The following is an 18,642-nucleotide window of genomic DNA, read 5'->3' on the forward strand; positions in this document are numbered from 1 at the left end:
CATGGACACCACTACTCTTTCGGGGAGGCGGCCTGGGGGCGGCCTCTCGAAGCTGGCGGGCTGGTCGCAGCGTCACCGCTGGCTCGCCGTTTCGCTCTGGCTGCTCACCCTCGTCGGTGTCACGCTGGGCTCTCAACTGGCAGGCAGCGCCTACCACGACGACCATTCCCTGCCGGGCACCGAATCCCAGCAGATCATGGACCTCTTCAAAGCACAGGCCCCCGCACAGACCGGCGCGACGGCCGAAATCGTCTTCAAGGCCGAGGGCGGACTCGCGACCGCACGCGGACCGATCGACACGATGCTCGCCGAAGTACGGACCCGGCCGCACGTGAAGTCGGTGACGAGTCCTTTCGACACCCCGTCGGCCATCTCGCCTGAGGGCACGATCGGTTACGCGGCGGTCGCTTTCGACCTCGAGTCGAAAGATCTGCCGTACGACGACATCGTGCGCGTCGTCGACACCGCGAAGAAGGCGGAGACCGCCGCGCTCCAGGTCGAACTCGGCGGTGAGCCGATCAAGCGGACCAGCGGGGGCGGTGGCCCGTCGGAAGGTGTCGGATTGCTCGCAGCGCTGGTGATCCTCGTCTTCTTGTTCCGCTCGATCCTCGCCGCCGGGCTCCCGGTGATCACGGCGATCTTCGCCGTCGGCAGCACACTCGGCGTGATCGTGCTCGTCAGCAGGTTCGTCGACATCGCCAGTTACACGGCGCCGCTGATGATGCTGGTCGGGTTCGGCGTCGGTGTGGACTACGCGCTGCTCATCTTTTCCCGCTATCGCGGCGAAATCCTCGGTGGTCTCGACCGCGAGCAGGCGGCGAGGCGGGCGCTGGACACCGCGGGCCGGTCGGTGTTGTTCGCCGGTGGCACGGTGATCATCGCGCTGCTCGGCCTGCTCGCACTCGGCCTCGGTTCGCTGCGCGGAGTCGCCCTCGCGGTCGCGCTGACCGTGCTCGTGACGATGCTCGCCTCGATCACCCTGCTTCCCGCGCTGCTCTCACTTTTCGGGCGTCGCCTGGAAAAGGGCATCCGCAAGCACGCCGCGAAACGGGAACACGGCAAGGCCTGGGGCAGGCTCGGGGACGCGGTACAACGACGGCCGATGGTGCCGCTCGCGATCGGGTTGCTCGTCCTCGTCGGGCTTTCCTTGCCCGCGCTGGGCATGCGTCTCGGATTCGCCGACGCCGGAACGGACCCGGAGACGTCGACCACCCGGCAGGCCTACGACCTGATGGCGGAGGGTTTCGGCCCGGGGTTCAGCGAGCCGTTGATCGTGGTCACCGAGAACGGCGATGGCATCGCGCTGCAGCGGAAACTCGAAGCCACGCCGGGAATCGCCGAGGCGACGCCGCCGATGGGCCAGGGTGTCACGACGGTTCTCGCCTTCCCCACGTCTTCGCCGCAGGACGCGGCGACCGCCGATCTGGTGGAACGGCTGCGAAGCGAGGTCTTGCCGAGCCTGCCGGGCGCCTACCTGGTCGGCGGGAGTGTCGCGGCGGCGGTGGACTTCGCGGACGCCGTCGGCGACCGGTTGCCGCTGTTCGTGCTGGTGGTCGTCGGCTTGTCGGCGTTGCTGCTGATGGTCGTGTTCCGCTCGATCCTGATCCCGCTCAAGGCGGCCGTGCTGAACCTGCTGAGCATCGGCGCCGCGCTCGGCGTGATGACGGCGGTATTCGGCGACGGCCTGTTCGGGGCGCAGCCGGGACCGATCGAGGCGTTCGTGCCGGTGCTGATCTTCGCGATCGTGTTCGGGCTTTCCATGGACTACGAGGTGTTCCTGGTGTCCCGGATGCACGAGGAGTGGCGGCGCACCGGCGACGCGCGGCACGCCGTCCGCGAAGGGCTCGCCTCCACGGGCGGAGTGATCACGGCCGCGGCGGCGATCATGATCGTGGTGTTCGGGGCGTTCCTGCTCAACCCTGACCGGATGCTGGCGCAGTTCGGTCTCGGCCTGGCGGTGGCGGTGCTGGTGGACGCGTTCGTGATCCGCTGTCTCGTGGTGCCCGCGGTGATGCGGCTGCTCGGGGAACGTGCCTGGTGGCTGCCGCGGTGGCTGGACCGGCGGTTGCCGCATGTGGCGCTGGAACCGTCGTCGCGCTAGCCCCCGGATGCAATGAACGGTCCTTTCCTTGCAAATTTCGCAAGGAAAGGACCGTTCCTAGCACGCTAAAGCAGGCGAAGCGGCTTACTCGTAGATCTCGCCCTTCGCGGCCTTCTCGACCAGCGACGCGGGCGGGGTGAAGTGGTCGCCGTAGCGCGCCGCCAGCTCACGAGCCCGGTCGACGAAGCCCTGCAGGCCACCCTCGTACTGGTTGATGTACTGGATGACACCACCGGTCCACGCCGGGAAGCCGATGCCGAAGATCGAGCCGATGTTGGCGTCGGCGATGGTGGTGAGCACGCCTTCGTCGAAGCACTTCACGGTCTCAAGCGCCTCGGCGAACAGCATCCGCTCCTTGAGGTCCTCGAACGGGACCTCGGCGCTGCCCGATTTGAACGCGTCGCGCAGACCCGGCCAGAGACCGGTCCGCTTGCCCGACTCGTCGTAGTCGTAGAAGCCCGAGCCGGTGGAACGGCCCTTGCGGTCGAACTCCTCCACCATCCGGTCGATGACACCCTCGGACGCGTGCGCGTTCCAGGTGCCGCCGGCGGCCTCGATCGCTTCGCGGGTCTCCTTGCGGATCTTGCGCGGCAGCGTCAAGGTCAGTTCGTCCATCAGCTGCAGCGGCGGGGCCGGGTACCCGGCCTGCGAACCGGCCTGCTCGATCGACGCCGGCTCGACACCCTCGCCCAGCGCGGCGACGGCCTCGTTGAGGAACGTGCCGATGACGCGCGAGGTGAAGAAGCCGCGGCTGTCGTTGACGACGATCGGGGTCTTCTTGATCTGCAGCGTGTAGTCGAAGACCTTCGCCAGCGTGGCGGGCGAGGTCTTCTCACCGCAGATGATCTCGACCAGCGGCATCTTGTCCACCGGCGAGAAGAAGTGGATCCCGATGAAGTCCTCGGTCCGCTGCACGCCCTCGGCGAGCGCGGTGATCGGCAGCGTGGAGGTGTTGGAACCGAGCACGGCGTCGGCGTTGACGATGCCCTCGATCTCCTGGAACACCTTGTGCTTCAGCTCGACGCTCTCGAAGACGGCCTCGATCACGAAGTCGACGCCGGCGAAGTCCTCCGCCTTGTCGGTCGGCTTGATCTTGGCGAGCAGCGCGTCGGACTTCTCCTGCGTGGTCTTGCCGCGGGAAAGAGCCTTCTCCTCCAGCTTGACCGCGTAGCCCTTGCCCTTTTCGGCACCTTCGAGGGTGACGTCCTTGAGCACGACGTCGATACCGGCCTTCGCCGAGACGTACGCGATCGCGGCGCCCATCATGCCCGCGCCGACGACGCCGACCTTCTTGGCGGTGTACTTCTCGAAGCCTTCCGGACGGGAGCCGCCGGAGTTGATGCTCTGCAGGTCGAAGAAGAACGCCTTCGTCATGTTCTTCGAGACCTGGCCGGTGGCGAGGCTGATGAAGTAGCGGGTCTCGACGGTGATCGCGGTGTCGAAGTCGACCGTCGAACCCTCGATGGCGGCCGCCAGGATCGCCCGCGGGGCGGGCATGTTGGCGCCCTTGATCTGCTTGCGCAGGTTCGCCGGGAACGCGGGCAGGTTCGCCGCGAAGCTCGGGTTCGACGGGGTGCCGCCCGGGATCTTGTAACCCTTGACGTCCCACGGCTGCACGCCGCCCTCGGGGTTGGCCTTGATCCACGCCTTCGCGGCCGGGACCAGTTCCTCGACGGTGCCGACGAGCTCGTGCACGAGGCCGAGTTCCTTGGCCTTGGCCGGGCGGTGCCGCTGGCCCTGCAGCAGCACGTTCAGCAGCGCGCTCTGGATGCCCAGCAGGCGTACGGTGCGGACCACGCCACCGCCGCCGGGGAGCAGGCCGAGGGTGACCTCGGGGAGGCCGATCTGGCTGCCCTTGACGTCGGCCGCGATGCGGTGGTGCGTCGCGAGCGCGAGTTCGAGGCCGCCGCCGAGCGCGGCGCCGTTGATGGCGGCCACGACCGGCTTGCCCAGCTGCTCGAGCCGCCGCATCTGGCCCTTCATCAGGCCGCTGCTCTCGGTGATCTCGGCCGCGTTCTCCGGCTTGGCCTGGATCAGGTCGTTGAGGTCGCCGCCGGCGAAGAAGGTCTTCTTGGCCGAGGTGAGGACGACACCGGTGATGTTGTCCTTCTCCGCCTCCAGGCGGTCGACGACGACGCCGAGCGACTCGCGGAAGTCGGCGTTCATCGTGTTGGCGGACTGCTTCGGGTCGTCCAGGGTGAGCACGACGATGCCGTCGGCGTCCTGCTCCCAGCGGATGGTCTTCGCTTCAGTCATTGTCTCTTCCTCAGACCCGCTCGATGATGGTCGCGACGCCCATGCCGCCGCCGATGCACAGGGTGACCAGGGCGCGGCGCGCCTGACGACGCTCCAGCTCGTCGACGACGGTGCCGACCAGCATCGCGCCGGTGGCGCCCAGCGGGTGCCCCATCGCGATGGCGCCGCCGTTGACGTTGACCTTCTCCTCGTCGAGGTGCAGGTCCTTGATCCACTTGAGGACGACCGAGGCGAAGGCCTCGTTCAGCTCCCACAGGTCGATGTCGTCCGGGGTGAGGCCGGCGATCTTGAGGACCTTCTCGGTGGCCGGGGTCGGGCCGGTGAGCATGATCGTGGGCTCGGAGCCGACGGTCGCGGTGGCCACGATGCGGGCCCGCGGGGTCAGGCCGAAGTCCTTGCCGATCTGCTCGTTGCCGACCAGGACGACGGCGGCGCCGTCGACGATGCCGGACGAGTTGCCACCGGTGTGGACGTGGTCGATCTTCTCGACCGAGTGGTACTTCTGCAGCGCGACGGCGTCGAAACCGCCCAGCTCGCCGATGCCGGCGAAGGCGGGCTTGAGCTTGCCGAGGCCCTCGACGGTGCTACCCGGGCGACGGTGCTCGTCGTGGTCGAGGATCGTGACGCCGTTGATGTCCTTCACCGGGACGACGGACTTCGCGAAGTAGCCGCCGGACCAGGCCGCTTCGGCCTTCTCCTGCGAGCGCACGGCCCACGCGTCGACGTCCTCGCGGGAGAAGCCCTCGATGGTCGCGATCAGGTCGGCACCGGTGCCCTGCGGGACGATGTAGTTGTCGTACGCGGTGGCCGGGTCCATGAACAGCGCGCCGCCGTCGGAGCCCATCGGCACACGCGACATCGACTCGACACCACCGGCGATGATCAGCTGGTCCCAGCCGGAGCGCACCTTCTGCGCGGCGGTGTTGGTGGCTTCGAGGCCGGAGGCGCAGAAGCGGTTCAGCTGTACGCCGGCGACGGACTCGGGAAGACCCGCGTTCAAGGCGGCGGTGCGCGCGATCACGGCGCCCTGCTCGCCGACCGGGGACACGACGCCGAGGACGATGTCGTCGATCACGGCGGGGTCGAGGTTCGGGTGCCGGACCTTCAGTTCTTCGATGAGGCCGACCACCAGATCGACCGGCTTGGTGCCGTGAAGGGCACCGCCCTTGTTCTTGCCGCGAGGCGTACGGATCGCCTCGTAGATGTAGGCCTCGCTACTCACAGAAAAACTCCTCCGCGTACGGCGCTGTATCAGGATGAAACGTACCGGCCAGTAGTCATGCTAATGCCGATTAACATAAACCGCGATAACCCCATGGTGTCAATGGGTTGCGATGCACGCAACCGGCGCTATCGTGTGTTCACCTATGGATCACCCGACCGAGCGTTCCCCCCGACCGCGCGACCGCAAGGCCCAGCTGGCCGGCCTCGCCGCGGAGCTCTTTCGCGCCCGCGGGTTCCACGGCGTCGGCATCAACGACATCGCCGCCGCGGCCGGGATCACCGGGCCCGCGCTGTACCGGCATTTCGCGGACAAGCAGGCCGTGCTGTCCTACGTGGTGCTGTCCGGTATCGACGACATGGAGGCGGCCACCACCGAGACGCTCGCCGACGGTCTCCCCGTTCCCGCCCAGGTCAACGCCCTCTTGGGCACCCTCGCCGCGCAGGCGGTGGAGCGGCGCGAGATCGCCGCGCTGTGGCGCTGGGAGGGCAGGCATCTGCCCCGGGAGGAACGGCGTGAGATCCGCCGCCGATCCGGCGCGGTGCTCGAAGCGTGGTCCAAGGCACTGCGCGCGTTACGTCCGGAACTGACCGCCGACGACGCCGAGCTGCTGTGCTGGGCGGGGCTGAGCGTCTTCGGCAGCGTCTCCGTGCATCACACGTCCGTGGCGAAGAAACGCTTCGCGCAGATCCTGGTGCAGCTGGCGGAGTCGGTGCTGCATGTCACACTCCCCGAGCCCCAGGAGACGCCGGAGGAGACGCCGTCGATGGCGCTCGGCGAGCCGTCCCGCCGCGAGCAGATCCTCGCCGCCGCGACCGAGCTGTTCGGGCAACGCGGCTTCCGCTCGGTGAGCATGGAGGAGATCGGCGCGGCCGCCGGGATCGCCGGCCCCAGCGTGTACCGGCACTTCCCCAGCAAGGCCGCGCTGATGGTGGCCATCGGGCACAGAGCGGCCGACAGGCTGGCGCTCGCCGCGGAACGCGCGCTGCGGACCGACGACGAACGCGACGCGCTCCGCAGGCTGGCGGCGTCCTATGTGCACACCCTGCTGCGCACGCCCGAGCTGCTGGTGTCCTTTTCCGGCAGTCCGATGGAGCTGCCGGAACGCGACAAGGCGGACCTGATCCGGGTCCAGCGTGACTACGTCGCACGCTGGATCGCGCTGACTTCGGAAGTCCATCCGGAACTGAGCCTGCGCGAAGTGAAGATCACCGTGCACGCGGCGCTGACCATCGCGAACGACCTCGCCCGCACCCGGCGGGTCAACGGCCGCCCGAACTTCGAGGCCGAGCTCACCGCGCTGACGCACGCCGTCCTGAAAGTCAGCTCTTAGCAAACTCGCGTGTCCCGCAAAGACCGGCGGTGCACGATATGCGCGTGCCCACGAAACGCGGCCTGCATCTGGTGACCCGGGAAGAAGACCACAAGGTCACCACACTGGAGCTCTTCTTCGACCTGGTCTTCGTCTACGCCATCACCCAGACCACGCAGCTGATGGCCGATCGGCTCAGCCCGCTCGGCATCGGACAGGGCGTGGCGATGATCGCCCTGCTGTGGTGGTGCTGGTGCTCCTACGCCTGGCTGGCCAACACCCTGCACGTGGACCGGGGCATCGCCCAGCTCACGATGTTCGCCGCGATGGGGACGATGTTCCTGGTCTCGCTGACCATCCCGGAGGCGTTCACCGACCTGCCCGGCGGCCTGTACGCGCCGCTGATGTTCGTCGGCTGCTACTTCCTCGTGCGGCTGCTGCACCTCATCGCGTACTTCGGCGCCGCCCGGACCGATCCGGAGCTGCGCAAGGTCGTCTTGAAGATGTTCGTCGGGCTGCTGCCGAGCGTCGCGCTGCTGACCGTCGCCGCCTTCTTCTCGGGCTGGGTGCAGCTCGGCATCTGGGCCGTCGCGCTGCTCGCCGACTACCTCAACGTCTTCCGGACCCGCTCCTCGGACTGGCGGCTGCACCAGCCCGGCCACTTCGCCGAGCGGTTCGGGCTGATCGTGATCATCGCGCTCGGCGAGTCGATCGTGGCGATCGGCATCGGGATCAGCTCGTATCCGATGTCCTGGCCGATCACGTTGGCCGCCGTCTTCGGGCTCACGCTCGCTTCGGCGATGTGGTGGATGTACTTCGCCGTCGTCGCGCACGTGTCCGAACACAATCTCAAGCGTGCCGACGGTGTGGAGCGGGTGCGGATCGGGACGGACACGTACACGTTCCTGCACCTCCCGCTCATCGCCGGGATCGTGCTCGTGGCGCTGGGGCTGAAGAAGTCGCTGCTGTACGTGTCCGACGCGGTGCACCACAGCCTCTCCGACGGTCTGCACGGGACGCCGATCTGGGCGCTCACCGGCGGGCTCGCGCTCTACCTGATCGCCTTGAGCGGGCTGCGACGGCGAAACCTGGGCTCGTGGAACGTGCGACGACTGGTGCTCGCGGTGGTCTTGCTGGCGGCGACGCCGTTGCTGGAGCTGGTGCCGGCGATCGTGCTGGTCGGTGTCGTGGCGCTGGCGGCGGTGGCGCTGGTGCTGTTCGAGAGGCGCAAGCTCGTGAGTAATCCGGGACTCCTCGAACCCCGGAATCACTCACCGGCGTGACGTTCGCCTCCCCCGTGGTGGCGCATCCGCCCGAGTGGAGTTAACCTACTCACGAGTAGGTAAGCGAGGCAGGGAGACTCACCGTGGGTGCGCCTAGGAAACGAGACGCGATGGGCCTTGGCCTGTCCGCGCTCACCCGGCTGGCCGGGAGCAAGGTCATTGAACGGGCCGGACTTCGGAAGCCCGTGCAGAACCTGGTCAGTGCCGGGACGCGCAACGGCTTCCGGGTCGCGGGCGCTGCGGGACGGACCTTCAAATCCGCCAAGAAGCTCGGCAAACCCGCGCGGCTCGCGCCTGCCGAGGACACGGGACTGTTCGACCTCACCCCGAGTGAGGATCAGCAGCTCATCGTCGAGACGGTGACGGAGTTCGCGGCCGAACAGCTGCGGCCCGCCGCGGCCGACGCCGACGCGAAGCTCCAGGCGCCCGAGGGGCTGCTGAGCCGCGCCGCCGAACTCGGCATCACGCTCGTCGGCATCCCCGAGGAGCTGGGCGGGGTCGGCACCGAGCGGTCGGTGGTCACGAACGCGCTGGTCGCCGAGGCCCTCGCGCACGGCGACCTGGGCCTCGCGGTCGCGGTGCTCGCGCCGTCCGCGGTCAGCACCGCGCTGGTGTCCTACGGCGACGAGCAGCAGCAGGCGGACTACCTGCCCGCGTTCGTCGGCGAGAACGTCCCGGCCGCGGCGCTCGCGCTGCAGGAGCGCACCGCGCTGTTCGACCCGTTCAAGCCCGCCACCAAGGCCCGCCGCACGCCGAAGGGCTACCAGCTCGACGGCGTGAAGTCGCTGGTCCCGCGGGCCGCGGACGCCGAGCTGTTCATCGTGTCGGCCGACCTGGAAGGTCGCGGCCCGGCGCTTTTCCTCGTCGAGTCGTCCAACTCCGGTGTCACCATCGAGGCCGAACCGGCGATGGGCCTGCGCGGGGCGGCGACCGGGAAACTGCACCTGGAGAAGGTCGCCCTTCCCGCCGGAGCGCTGCTCGGCGGCGGCAAGGCCGAGGTCTTCACCGAGGTCGTCCGGCTCTCGCGCCTCGGCTGGGCCGCGCTGGCCGCCGGTACCGCGAAGGCCGTCCTCGACTACGTGGTGCCATATGTCAACGAGCGCAAGGCGTTCGGCGAACCGGTGAGCCACCGCCAAGCCGTCGCGTTCTCGGTGGCCGACATCGCCATCGAACTGGAAGGACTACGGCTGGTCGCGCTCCGCGCCGCCGCCCGCGCCGAACAGGGGAAGCCGTACGCCCGCGAGGTCGCGCTGGCCCGGAAACTGGCCGCCGACAAGGGAATGCAGATCGGCAGCGCCGGTGTGCAACTGCTCGGCGGGCACGGCTTCGTCAAGGAGCACCCGGTCGAACGCTGGTACCGCGACCTCCGCGCGATCGGCGTCATGGAAGGCGCCGTCCTCCTCTAGGACTTTGAAAGGCAATCATGATCAACCTTGAGGTTCCGAAGAAGGCCGGCACCCTGATCAACCAGGCGTACCAGGCCGCGGCCGAGGTGTTCCGGCCGATCTCGCGCAAGTACGACCGCGCCGAGCACACCTATCCGGCCGAACTCGACATGTTCGCCGCGCTGCTGGACGGGCTGAACTCCTCCGGCGAGGGCGGCGCGGGCGCGGCGGGCGTCCGCCGGTCCGAGAAGAACGAGAAACCGGGCAACCGCAACGGTTCCAACCTCAACATCGTGCTCGGCACGATCGAGATGTGCTGGGGTGACGTCGGTCTGCTGCTGTCCATGCCGCGGCAGGGACTCGGCAACGCCGCCATCGGCTCGGTCGCCACGGACGAACAGCTCAAGAAGTTCTCCGGGCTGTGGGCCGCGATGGCGATCACCGAACCGGACTGCGGCTCGGACTCCGCCGCGATCACCGCGACCGCGCGCCTCGACGGCGACGAGTACGTGATCAACGGCGAGAAGATCTTCGTGACCGCGGGCGAACGCGCCGACGCGGTCGTCGTCTGGGCCACCTTGGACAAGACGAAGGGCCGCGCGGCGATCAAATCGTTCGTCGTCGAGAAGGGCACGCCCGGCTTCGAGGTGGTACGCGTCGAGCACAAACTCGGCATCCGCGCCTCCGACACCGCCGTGCTGCGCTTCGAGAACGTCCGTGTGCCCAAGGAGAACCTCCTCGGCACACCGGAGATCGACACCGCCAAGGGTTTCGCGGGGGTCATGCAGACCTTCGACAACACCCGTCCGCTGGTCGCCGCGATGGCCATCGGTGTCGCTCGCGCGGCACTGGAGGAAACCCGGAAGATCCTCACTGACGCCGGGGTGACCATCGACTACGACAAGCCCGTCCACAGCCAGCACGCGGCGGCCGCCACGTTCCTGCAGCTGGAAGCGGACTACGAAGCGGCGTACCTGCTGACCATGGAATCGGCGTGGATGGCCGACAACCGCAAGCCGAACTCGCTGCAGGCCTCGATGGCCAAAGCCAAGGCTGGCCGGTCGGTCGTCGAGATCACGCTGAAATGCGTCGAGCTGGCCGGAACCCTGGGCTACACCGAGGAATCGCTGCTGGAGAAGTGGAGCCGGGACGCGAAGATCCTGGACATCTTCGAAGGCACGCAACAGATCCAGCAGCTGATCGTGGCGCGCCGGATCCTGGGCAAAACGAGCGCGGAGCTCAAGTAAGGCGCGAGGCTCGTGGGTGGCAACCGTCCTTGCCACCCACGAGCCCGTTTATTTCCACCATTTCGACAACACCTTCGTGGTGACCGAGCAGAGGTACTCTCGGACTTTCCTTTGCCCGCGAAGGCCGGAGTCGCGATGAGACCGCTTCCCCCTGCCGCACGCTGGTGTCTCATCGTCCTCGGTGTCACTGCCTGCTACTTCGCGACCGGACGGCTCGGGATCCAGTGGGCGATCGTGCGGGAACAGATCTCGCCGCTGTGGCCCGCCGCGGGGGTCGCGCTGGCGGTGCCGATGCTCCTGGGCCCGCGGTTCTGGCCGGGCATCTTCCTCGGCGCACTCCTGACGAACATCGCCCTCGGGCCTTCGCTGGGCACGGTCCTGATGATCTCCGCGGGGAACACGGCCGGCCCGATGCTGGCGTACGCGGTGATGCGGCGGCTGGGTTTCCGCAACGAGCTCGACCGGCTTCCCGACGCCATCCTCCTGGTGGCGGTCGGGGCGATCGGAGGCACGGCCGTCAGCGCCGTGCTGGGCACCGGTGTGCTGGTCTCCAGTGGCGCGCTGAGCCCCGGCGATTTCTGGGCGACCGCGCTCGTGTGGTGGACCGGCGACGCGATGGGCGTACTGACGATCACCCCTCTGCTGCTTCTGGCGCCGAGGTTCCGCCTGCCCAGGCGGGTTCCGCTCGTCCGCTGGGGCGAGGCGGCGGCGCTCGCGCTCTTCGGCATCGGCACGGCCGCCCTCGCGTCCACGACGACGCCGAAGCTGTTCGTGGTCTTCCCCGTGCTCATCTGGGCGGCGCTGCGCTTCCGGCAGGCCGGAGCGCTGCTGTGTTCCTTGTGCGTCTGCACGGTCACGATCTTCGCCGCGATCCGAGGGCTCGGCCCTTACGGTTCCTACGAGCTGGCGACCAGGATGCTGCACGTCCAGGCCTACGACGCCACCGTCGGTCTCACCGCGCTGACGTTGTCCACGATCGTCCTGCAACGCGATCGCGCGACCGCCGAGCTCACCGACGCCTGGCGCCAGATCAGCGAAATGGTGGACATGATCGCGCCACGCCAGTCCTTGCGCAGCGCCATCACCCAACGCAAGGACGGCGAGGTTCAGGCGGCCTGTTCGTCGAGGAAACGGTCGAGGTAGCGCCACGTGGTCCCGCGGGCCTTCCGGCCGGTGAGGACGCCCAGGTGCCCGCCGGGCGCGGTCTCGAAGGTCACCGACGGCGAGTTGTCCAGCAGCCCGGTGAGCCGTTCGACGGCGGCGCGCGGGGCGATCGTGTCGTTCTGCCCGGCGATGACCAGTGTCGGCACCTTCACCGCGGACAGCGCGATAATGCGGCCGTTGAGGTCGACCGTGCCCTCGGCGAGGTCGTTGGCGCGGAAGAACCGGTGGTAGAGCTGGCCGAACGTCCGCCCGGGGTAGGCGATCATGTTGTCCATGAAGTGGTCGACGGCTTCGATCTGCGCCAGATAGTCCCGGTCGTCGAGATTCTTCAGGATGGCAAGGGGTTTGGTGATCTCCTTGCTGATCCCGGTCGCCCGGAAGACCCGGCTGACCAAATAGGACGGTGCGCCGCCGAGCGCCCGGTAGAACGGGGTCAGCAGGTGACCGCCGGTGAGATCCACCAGCGGGCGGAACGGGGCGATCAGCGGGATCGCGGTGAAATCGAACGGCGACGCGATGGTCGCGATCGACTCGATCGGCAGATCGGGCTGGTCGGCCGTGGTCAGCAGGGAGAAGATCCCGCCGAGGCACCAGGCGACGACGTGCACACCCTGGCCGCCGGAGTCCTCGCTGACCTTGCGGATCGCGCGCGGGAGCACCTCCTCGATCCAGTGCTCGATGCCCAGGCGCCGGTCGGAGAAGGCGACGTTCCCGTAGTCGACCAGGTACGTGTTGCGGCCGCCCTCGACCAGGTGCTCGGCGAGACTGCAGCCGCGGCGCAGGTCGAAGCACAGCGCGGGCGCGGCGAGCGGCGGCACCAGCAGCACCGGCGGGCCGGCCTGCGGGCCCTTGCCGTTGGTCAGCCGATACAGCGAACGATTGGGCCCCTGGTCGATCAGGACACGCGGCACCGGGCGAAGATCCGCGACACCACCGTGCAGCACCTTCCCGACGACGTTCGACGCGGCGGCGGCGAGCCGTGCCGGGGGTGTGGCCATGGTGTGCCTCCTGAGGATCAACGCGGTGAGCCGTAATCTTGCCGCTTGGGGGCGCACGACTCAACACCGCCGCCGTCACAGGCCGTCCATTTCGGACAGTCGCTAGGCCGTACGAGTTAAGAATCGGCGTCTCTTTCCGCCGCCGGGGCACTCCGCGCGGCCCGCGATTCGTACTCCGCGCGAGCGGAGGAATGCGTTGCGGAGGACAGAATCTTGTCGCCGCCGAGCGCACGGAGCAGTCCTTCGCCGAGACGGCGCGGAAGCAGTCGTGTGATCCTGCCCATGGCGTCCAGCGATGCGGGAACGAAGACGTCGAACTTGGGACGGCGTAACGCATCGACAATGGCCTGCGCCACATCTTCGGGCTGCACCGATTTGAAGAACTTCGCCTCGCCGAGCCCGCTGGCGAGCTCCGTGCGCACCACCGCGGGCATCACGCAGGACACCAGCACGCCCGTCCCGTGCAGCTCCAGGTGCACCGATTCCGACAAGCCGACGACGGCGTGTTTCGTCGCGCAGTAGGTCGCGGCGCCGGGGAATCCGGCCTTCCCTGCCATCGAAGCGATGTTGACGATGTGGCCGGTGCCGCGGGGGCGCATCCGTTTCACGGCTTCCCTGGTGCCGTGGATGACCGCGTGCAGGTTGATTTCGAGCAGTCTGCGGGTGGCCGCGTCGTCCTCTTCGTCGAGCGGCGCGAGCGGCATGATGCCCGCGTTGTTGATCAGCACGTCGATCGGGCCGACGCGCCGCTCGACCTCGTCGAGGAACTCGGTGAAGCCCTTCGTGTCGGTGACGTCGAGCGGCAGCGCCTCCGCGCCCAGTTCGGCCGCGGTCTTCTCGGCGAGGACCTGGTCCAGGTCACCGATGACCACCTTGGCGCCGAGCCGGGACAGCGCCGTCGCGGTACTGGCCCCGATGCCCTGCGCCGCTCCGGTGATCACGACGACCTTGCCTGCCAGGGAACGTTCACGCTTGGCCATGCCGGTCTCCTCTGCGACTTCACTGTCCGGGGCACTGTTGGCGATGTGTCAACTATGGTGCACCCCAAGTCGCGTGGACGCCAGTCCTACGGCCGCTGCTCGAAAACCTGGCCGATCCAGCCCTTGACGTCGAAGCGCTCCGTCGGTTTGAAGCCCTGGCTCTCGTAATAGCGCTGCAGGTCGCCGTCGCCGCCGGCCCAGCAGTCGACCCGCACCAGCCCGATGCCGCGTTCCCGCGCCTCGGCCAGCGCGAACTCGATGAGCCGCGAGCCGACCCGGTGACCGGTGAACCGGCGCGAGGTCAGCAGCAAGCCGATATAGATCTCCGGCTCGTCGACCGGCGAGACATGCGGAAAACGGTCACCGAGGATGATCGCCCCGGCCACCTGGCCGTCGATCTCGGCGAGGTACAGCCCCGGCCCGTCGGCCATCCCGCGGACCCGCTCGACCCGCTTCGGGATCGTGGACCACGGCTCGGTCCCCCACTGCCCTTCGCTGCCGCGCGAGGCCAGCCACGCGACGACCTCGTCGAACATGTCCAGCAACGTTGGGAAGTCCCCAGAACCACCCTGGCGGATGATGAAGTCGCTCATCCTCCCGTTCTACAACATCGTGAGCACACGCGGGCCTTCTGTGGTGATCGCGACCGTGTGCTCGACGTGCGCGGCCCTGGCGCCGCGGACGGTGCGCAGCGTCCAGCCGTCGTCGTCGGTCCGGTAGGCGTCGCGGCCGTCGGCGATGAACATCGGCTCGATCGCCAGCACCAGCCCCGGCTGGAGACGCATACCGCGACCCGGCCTGCCCTCGTTCGGCAGATGCGGGTCCTCGTGCATGCTGCGGCCGATCCCGTGCCCGCCGTGGTACGCGAGGAGGCCGTAGCCGGCTTCGCGGCCGACAGTGCCGACGGCGTGGGAGATGTCGCCCATCTTGCCTCCCGCCTGCGCGGCGGCGATTCCCGCGGCCAGCGCGCGTTCGGTGGTCGCGATGAGTTCGAGGTCGGCGGGATCGGCCTCGCCGACGACGTAACTGATCGCCGCGTCGCCGTGCCAGCCGTCGATGTAGGCACCGGCGTCGATGCTGACCAGGTCACCGTCGCGCAGGCGGTAGCCGGATGGGATGCCGTGGACCACGGCGTCGTTGACGCTCGCGCAGATCACGGCGGGGAACGGAGTCGGCGCGGAGTGCGGCCGATAGTGGAGGAACGACGGTTTCGCGCCGGCGTCCCTGATCACCTGCGCGGCGATCTCGTCGAGCTCTTTCAAGCTCACGCCGATCGCCGACGCCTCTTTCACCGCTTGCAACGTCTGCGCCACGACACGGCCGGACTCGCGCATGGCGTCCAGCTCGGCGGCGGATTTCACCTCGACCATGCCGATAACTATACCGGTATAGTTATCGGCATGGTCGAGGGTGTCAGGCGACGCCGAGGTGCCGCGCGATCAGCATCCGCTGGACCTCCGAGGTCCCCTCGCCGATCTCCAGGATCTTCGCGTCCCGATAGAAGCGGCTCACCGGGAACTCGTTCATGAAGCCGTACCCGCCGAAGATCTGCGTCGCGTCCCGCGAGTTGTCCATGGCGGCGTTCGACGCGACGAGCTTCGCGATCGAGGCCTCCTTCTTGAACGGCTCACCGCGCAGCATCTTCGACGCCGCCGCGTAGTACGCCAGCCGCGCGGTGTGCGTGCGCACCTCCATGTCGGCGATCTTGAACTGGATCGCCTGGTATTCGCCGATCTTGTGCCCGAACGCCTCGCGTTCCTTGACGTACCGCAGGCATTCGTCGACACAACCCTGTGCGAGACCGACACTCAGCGCGGCGATCGCCACCCGACCTTCGTCCAAAATGGACAGGAACTGGGCGTAGCCGCGGCCGCGTTCCCCGACCAGGTTCTCGGCCGGGACACGGACATCGTCGAAGGAGAGTTCGTGCGTGTCCGAGCAGTTCCAGCCGACCTTGGAGTACTTCGGCGCGACGGCGAAGCCCGGCGTTCCGGACGGGACGATGATCGCCGAGATCTCCTTGCGGCCGTTCTCCTTCACGTCGGTGACGGCGGTGACCGTGACCAGTTTCGTGATGTCGGTGCCGGAGTTGGTGATGAACGACTTGCTGCCGTTGATCACCCAGGTGTCGCCGTCGAGTTTCGCGCGGGTGCGGGTGGCGCCGGCGTCCGAGCCGCCACCCGGCTCGGTGAGCCCGAAGGCACCGAGCGCGGTGCCGGCGCACAGCTCCGGGAGCCACTTCTCCTTCTGCTCCTCGGTGCCGAACCGGTAGATCGGCATGGCCCCCAGGGAAACGCCCGCCTCGACGGTGATCGCGACCGAGGAATCGACGCGCGCCAATTCCTCCAGGGTCAGGCAGAGCGCGAAGTAGTCGCCGCCCATACCGCCGTACTCCTCGGGGAACGGCAGGCCGAACAGACCCATCTCGGCCATCTTCGCGACGATCTCGTACGGGAACTCCTCCCGTTCGTAGAGGTCGCCGATGACCGGGGCGACCTCGGAGCGCGCGAACTCCTCGACCGTCTTGCGCAGCGCCTCGTACTCGTCATCCAGCCGAAAGTCGATCATTGCTCATCCTTTTGGGGTGTCACCACGGCTACCGTCTCGTCCAGCGCGACCTGTTGGCCCGCGCGGACGGGGAGTTCGCTGACCACGCCGTCGATCGGCGCGGTGATCGTGTGCTCCATCTTCATCGCCTCGACGACCACGAGCGGCGTCCCGGCGGTCACCACGTCACCGGCGGCGGCCTTGACCACGAGCACGGTCCCGGGCATCGGGCTGGTGACCGGTCCGGCGCCGCCCGCGGCACCGGCGGCCGAACGCAGCCGTTCACGCTCGCCGATGGCGAAACTGTGCCCGTCACGCGCGAGCCACACCGTCCGCCCGCTCCCGGCCGCGTGCCGGTAACGGTGGAAACCGGTGGGATGCCGGACCTCCAGCAGGTCGCCCTCGCGCCGCGCGGAAACCCGCACCGGCTCGTCGCCGTTGACGCTGACGAGCGCGTTCGCCGGGGTGCCCTGCACGCGTACGACGGCTTCGGAGCTTCCCGACTTCAACGCGAAGTCGATCCCGCCGGACCCGCCGAGTCGCCAGCCGTCGGGGACGTCCCACGGATCGACGATCTTTCCCTGGGGTTGCAGGGAAAGCAGCCTGTCGAGCGCCGCCGCCACGAAGAATTCCGGCGGCACCTCCTCGGAGACCAAAGTGGACAGCCGACGGTCGACGAGGCCGGTGTCGAGCTTGCCGTCACGGACGTCGCCGTCGGCGAGCAGCCCGCGCAGGAAGGCGACGTTGGTGCCGAGGCCGAGCAACGCGGTGTCCGCGAGCGCCAGATCCAGCCGGTGCAACGCGGCCGCGCGATCCGGGCCCCAGGCGATGACCTTGGCCAGCATCGGGTCGTAGTTCGAGCCGATGACCGCGCCCTCGCTCATCCACGAATCGACGCGCACACCCTCGCCGGACGGCTCGTGGACCGCGAGCACGGTTCCCCCGGTCGGGATGAAACCGCGAGCGGGGTCTTCGGCGTAGACACGGGCTTCGACGGCGTGGCCGTCCAGCCGGACGTCGTCCTGCGCCACGGTGAGCACGTCGCCGGCGGCGATCTTGACCTGCCACTCCACGAGATCGAGCCCGGTCACCAGTTCGGTCACCGGATGCTCGACCTGCAGCCGGGTGTTCATCTCCATGAAGAAGAACTCGTCGGGCGCCTTGGCCGAAACGATGAACTCGACCGTTCCCGCGCCGACGTACCCGACCGAGCGCGCCGCCTCGACGGCGGACGCGCCCATCTTCGCGCGCGTGGCTTCGTCGAGGAGCACGGACGGCGCCTCTTCGATGATCTTCTGGTGCCGCCGCTGCAGGCTGCACTCGCGTTCGCCGAGGTGGATCACGTTGCCGTGCTTGTCGGCGAGCACCTGGATCTCGATATGGCGCGGCGTGGTGACGAACCGCTCCATGAGCAGGGTGTCGTCACCGAAGGAGCCCTTGGCCTCACGGCGGGCGGACTCGACCGCGGCGTCCAATTCGGACAGTTCGCTGACCAGCCGCATCCCCTTGCCGCCACCACCGGCGGACGGCTTGAGGAGCAGCGGGAAGCCGACCTTCTCGGCGGCGGCCGCGAAACCGCCCGCCGGAATGTCCACATCGGACGCTCCGGGCACCACCGGGACCCCGGCCTTGGAGACCGTGGCTTTAGCGCGGATCTTGTCGCCCATGGCGTCGATGGCCTCGACCGGCGGCCCGATGAAGACCAGCCCCGCCTCGGCGCAAGCGCGGGCGAATTCCGCGTTCTCCGCGAGGAAGCCGTAGCCGGGATGGACCGCCTGCGCGCCCGTGTCGAGCGCCGCCCGGACGATCGCGGGAATGGACAGATAGCTCTTCGCCGCTTCGGCCGGGCCGATGCGGACAGCCGTATGCGCCTCCCGGACGTGCCGGGCGTCGGCGTCCGCGTCGCTGTACACCGCGACCGAACGGATGCCGAGTCCCCGCAGCGAGCGGATCACGCGGACCGCGATCTCCCCGCGGTTGGCGACCAGAACCGTGTCGAACATGCTCACATCCTGTGTTTTCCGGCGGCGCGCGATCGCGAACGCGTAGCCAGGCCGCTCGTTGGCAAGTCGATCTCGATTCGTGCGTCCAGGGCGGCCCGCCTCCACGTTCGCGAGTCCTCCGGACGGCGTGCGCGCCGGCTTCGG

At 68.5% G+C, this 18,642-nt stretch carries 14 protein-coding genes; 6 read left to right on the forward strand and 8 right to left on the reverse strand.

Annotated elements, in window-relative coordinates; genetic code table 11:
• Position 1: 1 nt before the first annotated feature.
• Positions 2-2,101, forward strand: coding sequence for an MMPL family transporter (locus ACIBTM_RS03185; protein ID WP_395874933.1), 2,100 nt, complete (start codon positions 2-4; stop codon positions 2,099-2,101).
• A gap of 84 nt (positions 2,102-2,185) precedes the next feature.
• Here the strand turns inward: ACIBTM_RS03185 and ACIBTM_RS03190 are convergent, their stop codons facing one another.
• Positions 2,186-4,357 carry a 3-hydroxyacyl-CoA dehydrogenase NAD-binding domain-containing protein gene (locus tag ACIBTM_RS03190; protein WP_395874934.1) on the reverse strand — a complete coding sequence of 724 codons (2,172 nt, stop codon included), beginning with the start codon at positions 4,355-4,357 and terminating at the stop codon, positions 2,186-2,188.
• A gap of 10 nt (positions 4,358-4,367) precedes the next feature.
• On the reverse strand, positions 4,368-5,579 hold the full coding sequence (locus ACIBTM_RS03195; RefSeq protein ID WP_038508740.1) for an acetyl-CoA C-acetyltransferase: 1,212 nt from the start codon (positions 5,577-5,579) through the stop codon (positions 4,368-4,370).
• Between the two features lie 145 nt (positions 5,580-5,724).
• Here ACIBTM_RS03195 and ACIBTM_RS03200 point away from each other — a divergent pair, with 145 nt between their 5' ends.
• From ACIBTM_RS03200 to ACIBTM_RS03220, 5 genes are all read left to right on the forward strand, one after another.
• Entirely contained in the window at positions 5,725-6,912 is a 1,188-nt protein-coding gene (locus ACIBTM_RS03200; RefSeq protein WP_395874936.1) for a TetR/AcrR family transcriptional regulator, read from the forward strand.
• A gap of 38 nt (positions 6,913-6,950) precedes the next feature.
• Positions 6,951-8,174, forward strand: a complete 1,224-nt coding sequence (locus tag ACIBTM_RS03205) for a low temperature requirement protein A (protein WP_395874937.1) — start codon at positions 6,951-6,953, stop codon at positions 8,172-8,174.
• A gap of 110 nt (positions 8,175-8,284) precedes the next feature.
• Entirely contained in the window at positions 8,285-9,580 is a 1,296-nt protein-coding gene (locus tag ACIBTM_RS03210) for an acyl-CoA dehydrogenase family protein (RefSeq protein WP_395875779.1), read from the forward strand.
• A 17-nt stretch (positions 9,581-9,597) separates the two neighbouring features.
• Positions 9,598-10,806, forward strand: coding sequence for an acyl-CoA dehydrogenase family protein (locus tag ACIBTM_RS03215; protein ID WP_007033833.1), 1,209 nt, complete (start codon positions 9,598-9,600; stop codon positions 10,804-10,806).
• Positions 10,807-10,941: 135 nt separating this feature from the next.
• On the forward strand, positions 10,942-11,949 hold the full coding sequence (locus ACIBTM_RS03220) for an MASE1 domain-containing protein (protein WP_395874938.1): 1,008 nt from the start codon (positions 10,942-10,944) through the stop codon (positions 11,947-11,949).
• Here ACIBTM_RS03220 and ACIBTM_RS03225 read toward each other — a convergent pair.
• The 6 genes from ACIBTM_RS03225 to ACIBTM_RS03250 all read right to left on the reverse strand — a co-directional run bounded on the left by ACIBTM_RS03225 (position 11,913) and on the right by ACIBTM_RS03250 (position 18,498).
• On the reverse strand, positions 11,913-12,968 hold the full coding sequence (locus ACIBTM_RS03225) for an alpha/beta fold hydrolase (RefSeq protein ID WP_395874940.1): 1,056 nt from the start codon (positions 12,966-12,968) through the stop codon (positions 11,913-11,915). The two genes, ACIBTM_RS03220 and ACIBTM_RS03225, sit on opposite strands and share 37 nt — an antisense overlap.
• Before the next feature lie 116 nt (positions 12,969-13,084).
• Positions 13,085-13,948 carry an SDR family oxidoreductase gene (locus tag ACIBTM_RS03230; RefSeq protein WP_395874941.1) on the reverse strand — a complete coding sequence of 288 codons (864 nt, stop codon included), beginning with the start codon at positions 13,946-13,948 and terminating at the stop codon, positions 13,085-13,087.
• An 86-nt stretch (positions 13,949-14,034) separates the two neighbouring features.
• Positions 14,035-14,541 (reverse strand): GNAT family N-acetyltransferase, encoded by a 507-nt coding sequence (locus tag ACIBTM_RS03235; protein ID WP_395874942.1) that lies wholly within the window; start codon positions 14,539-14,541, stop codon positions 14,035-14,037.
• 9 nt (positions 14,542-14,550) lie between these two features.
• Complete coding sequence (map, locus tag ACIBTM_RS03240) at positions 14,551-15,318, reverse strand: type I methionyl aminopeptidase (protein ID WP_395874943.1); 768 nt, start codon at positions 15,316-15,318, stop codon at positions 14,551-14,553.
• 43 nt (positions 15,319-15,361) lie between these two features.
• A complete protein-coding gene (locus tag ACIBTM_RS03245; RefSeq protein ID WP_037306689.1) occupies positions 15,362-16,516 on the reverse strand; it encodes an acyl-CoA dehydrogenase family protein in 1,155 nt (384 codons plus the stop codon).
• A complete protein-coding gene (locus tag ACIBTM_RS03250; RefSeq protein WP_395874944.1) occupies positions 16,513-18,498 on the reverse strand; it encodes a biotin carboxylase N-terminal domain-containing protein in 1,986 nt (661 codons plus the stop codon). The genes ACIBTM_RS03245 and ACIBTM_RS03250 overlap by 4 nt, the downstream gene beginning before the upstream one ends.
• Positions 18,499-18,642: the final 144 nt, after the last annotated feature.

Source organism: Amycolatopsis sp. NPDC049868 (assembly GCF_044461365.1).
Lineage (GTDB): Bacteria > Actinomycetota > Actinomycetes > Mycobacteriales > Pseudonocardiaceae > Amycolatopsis.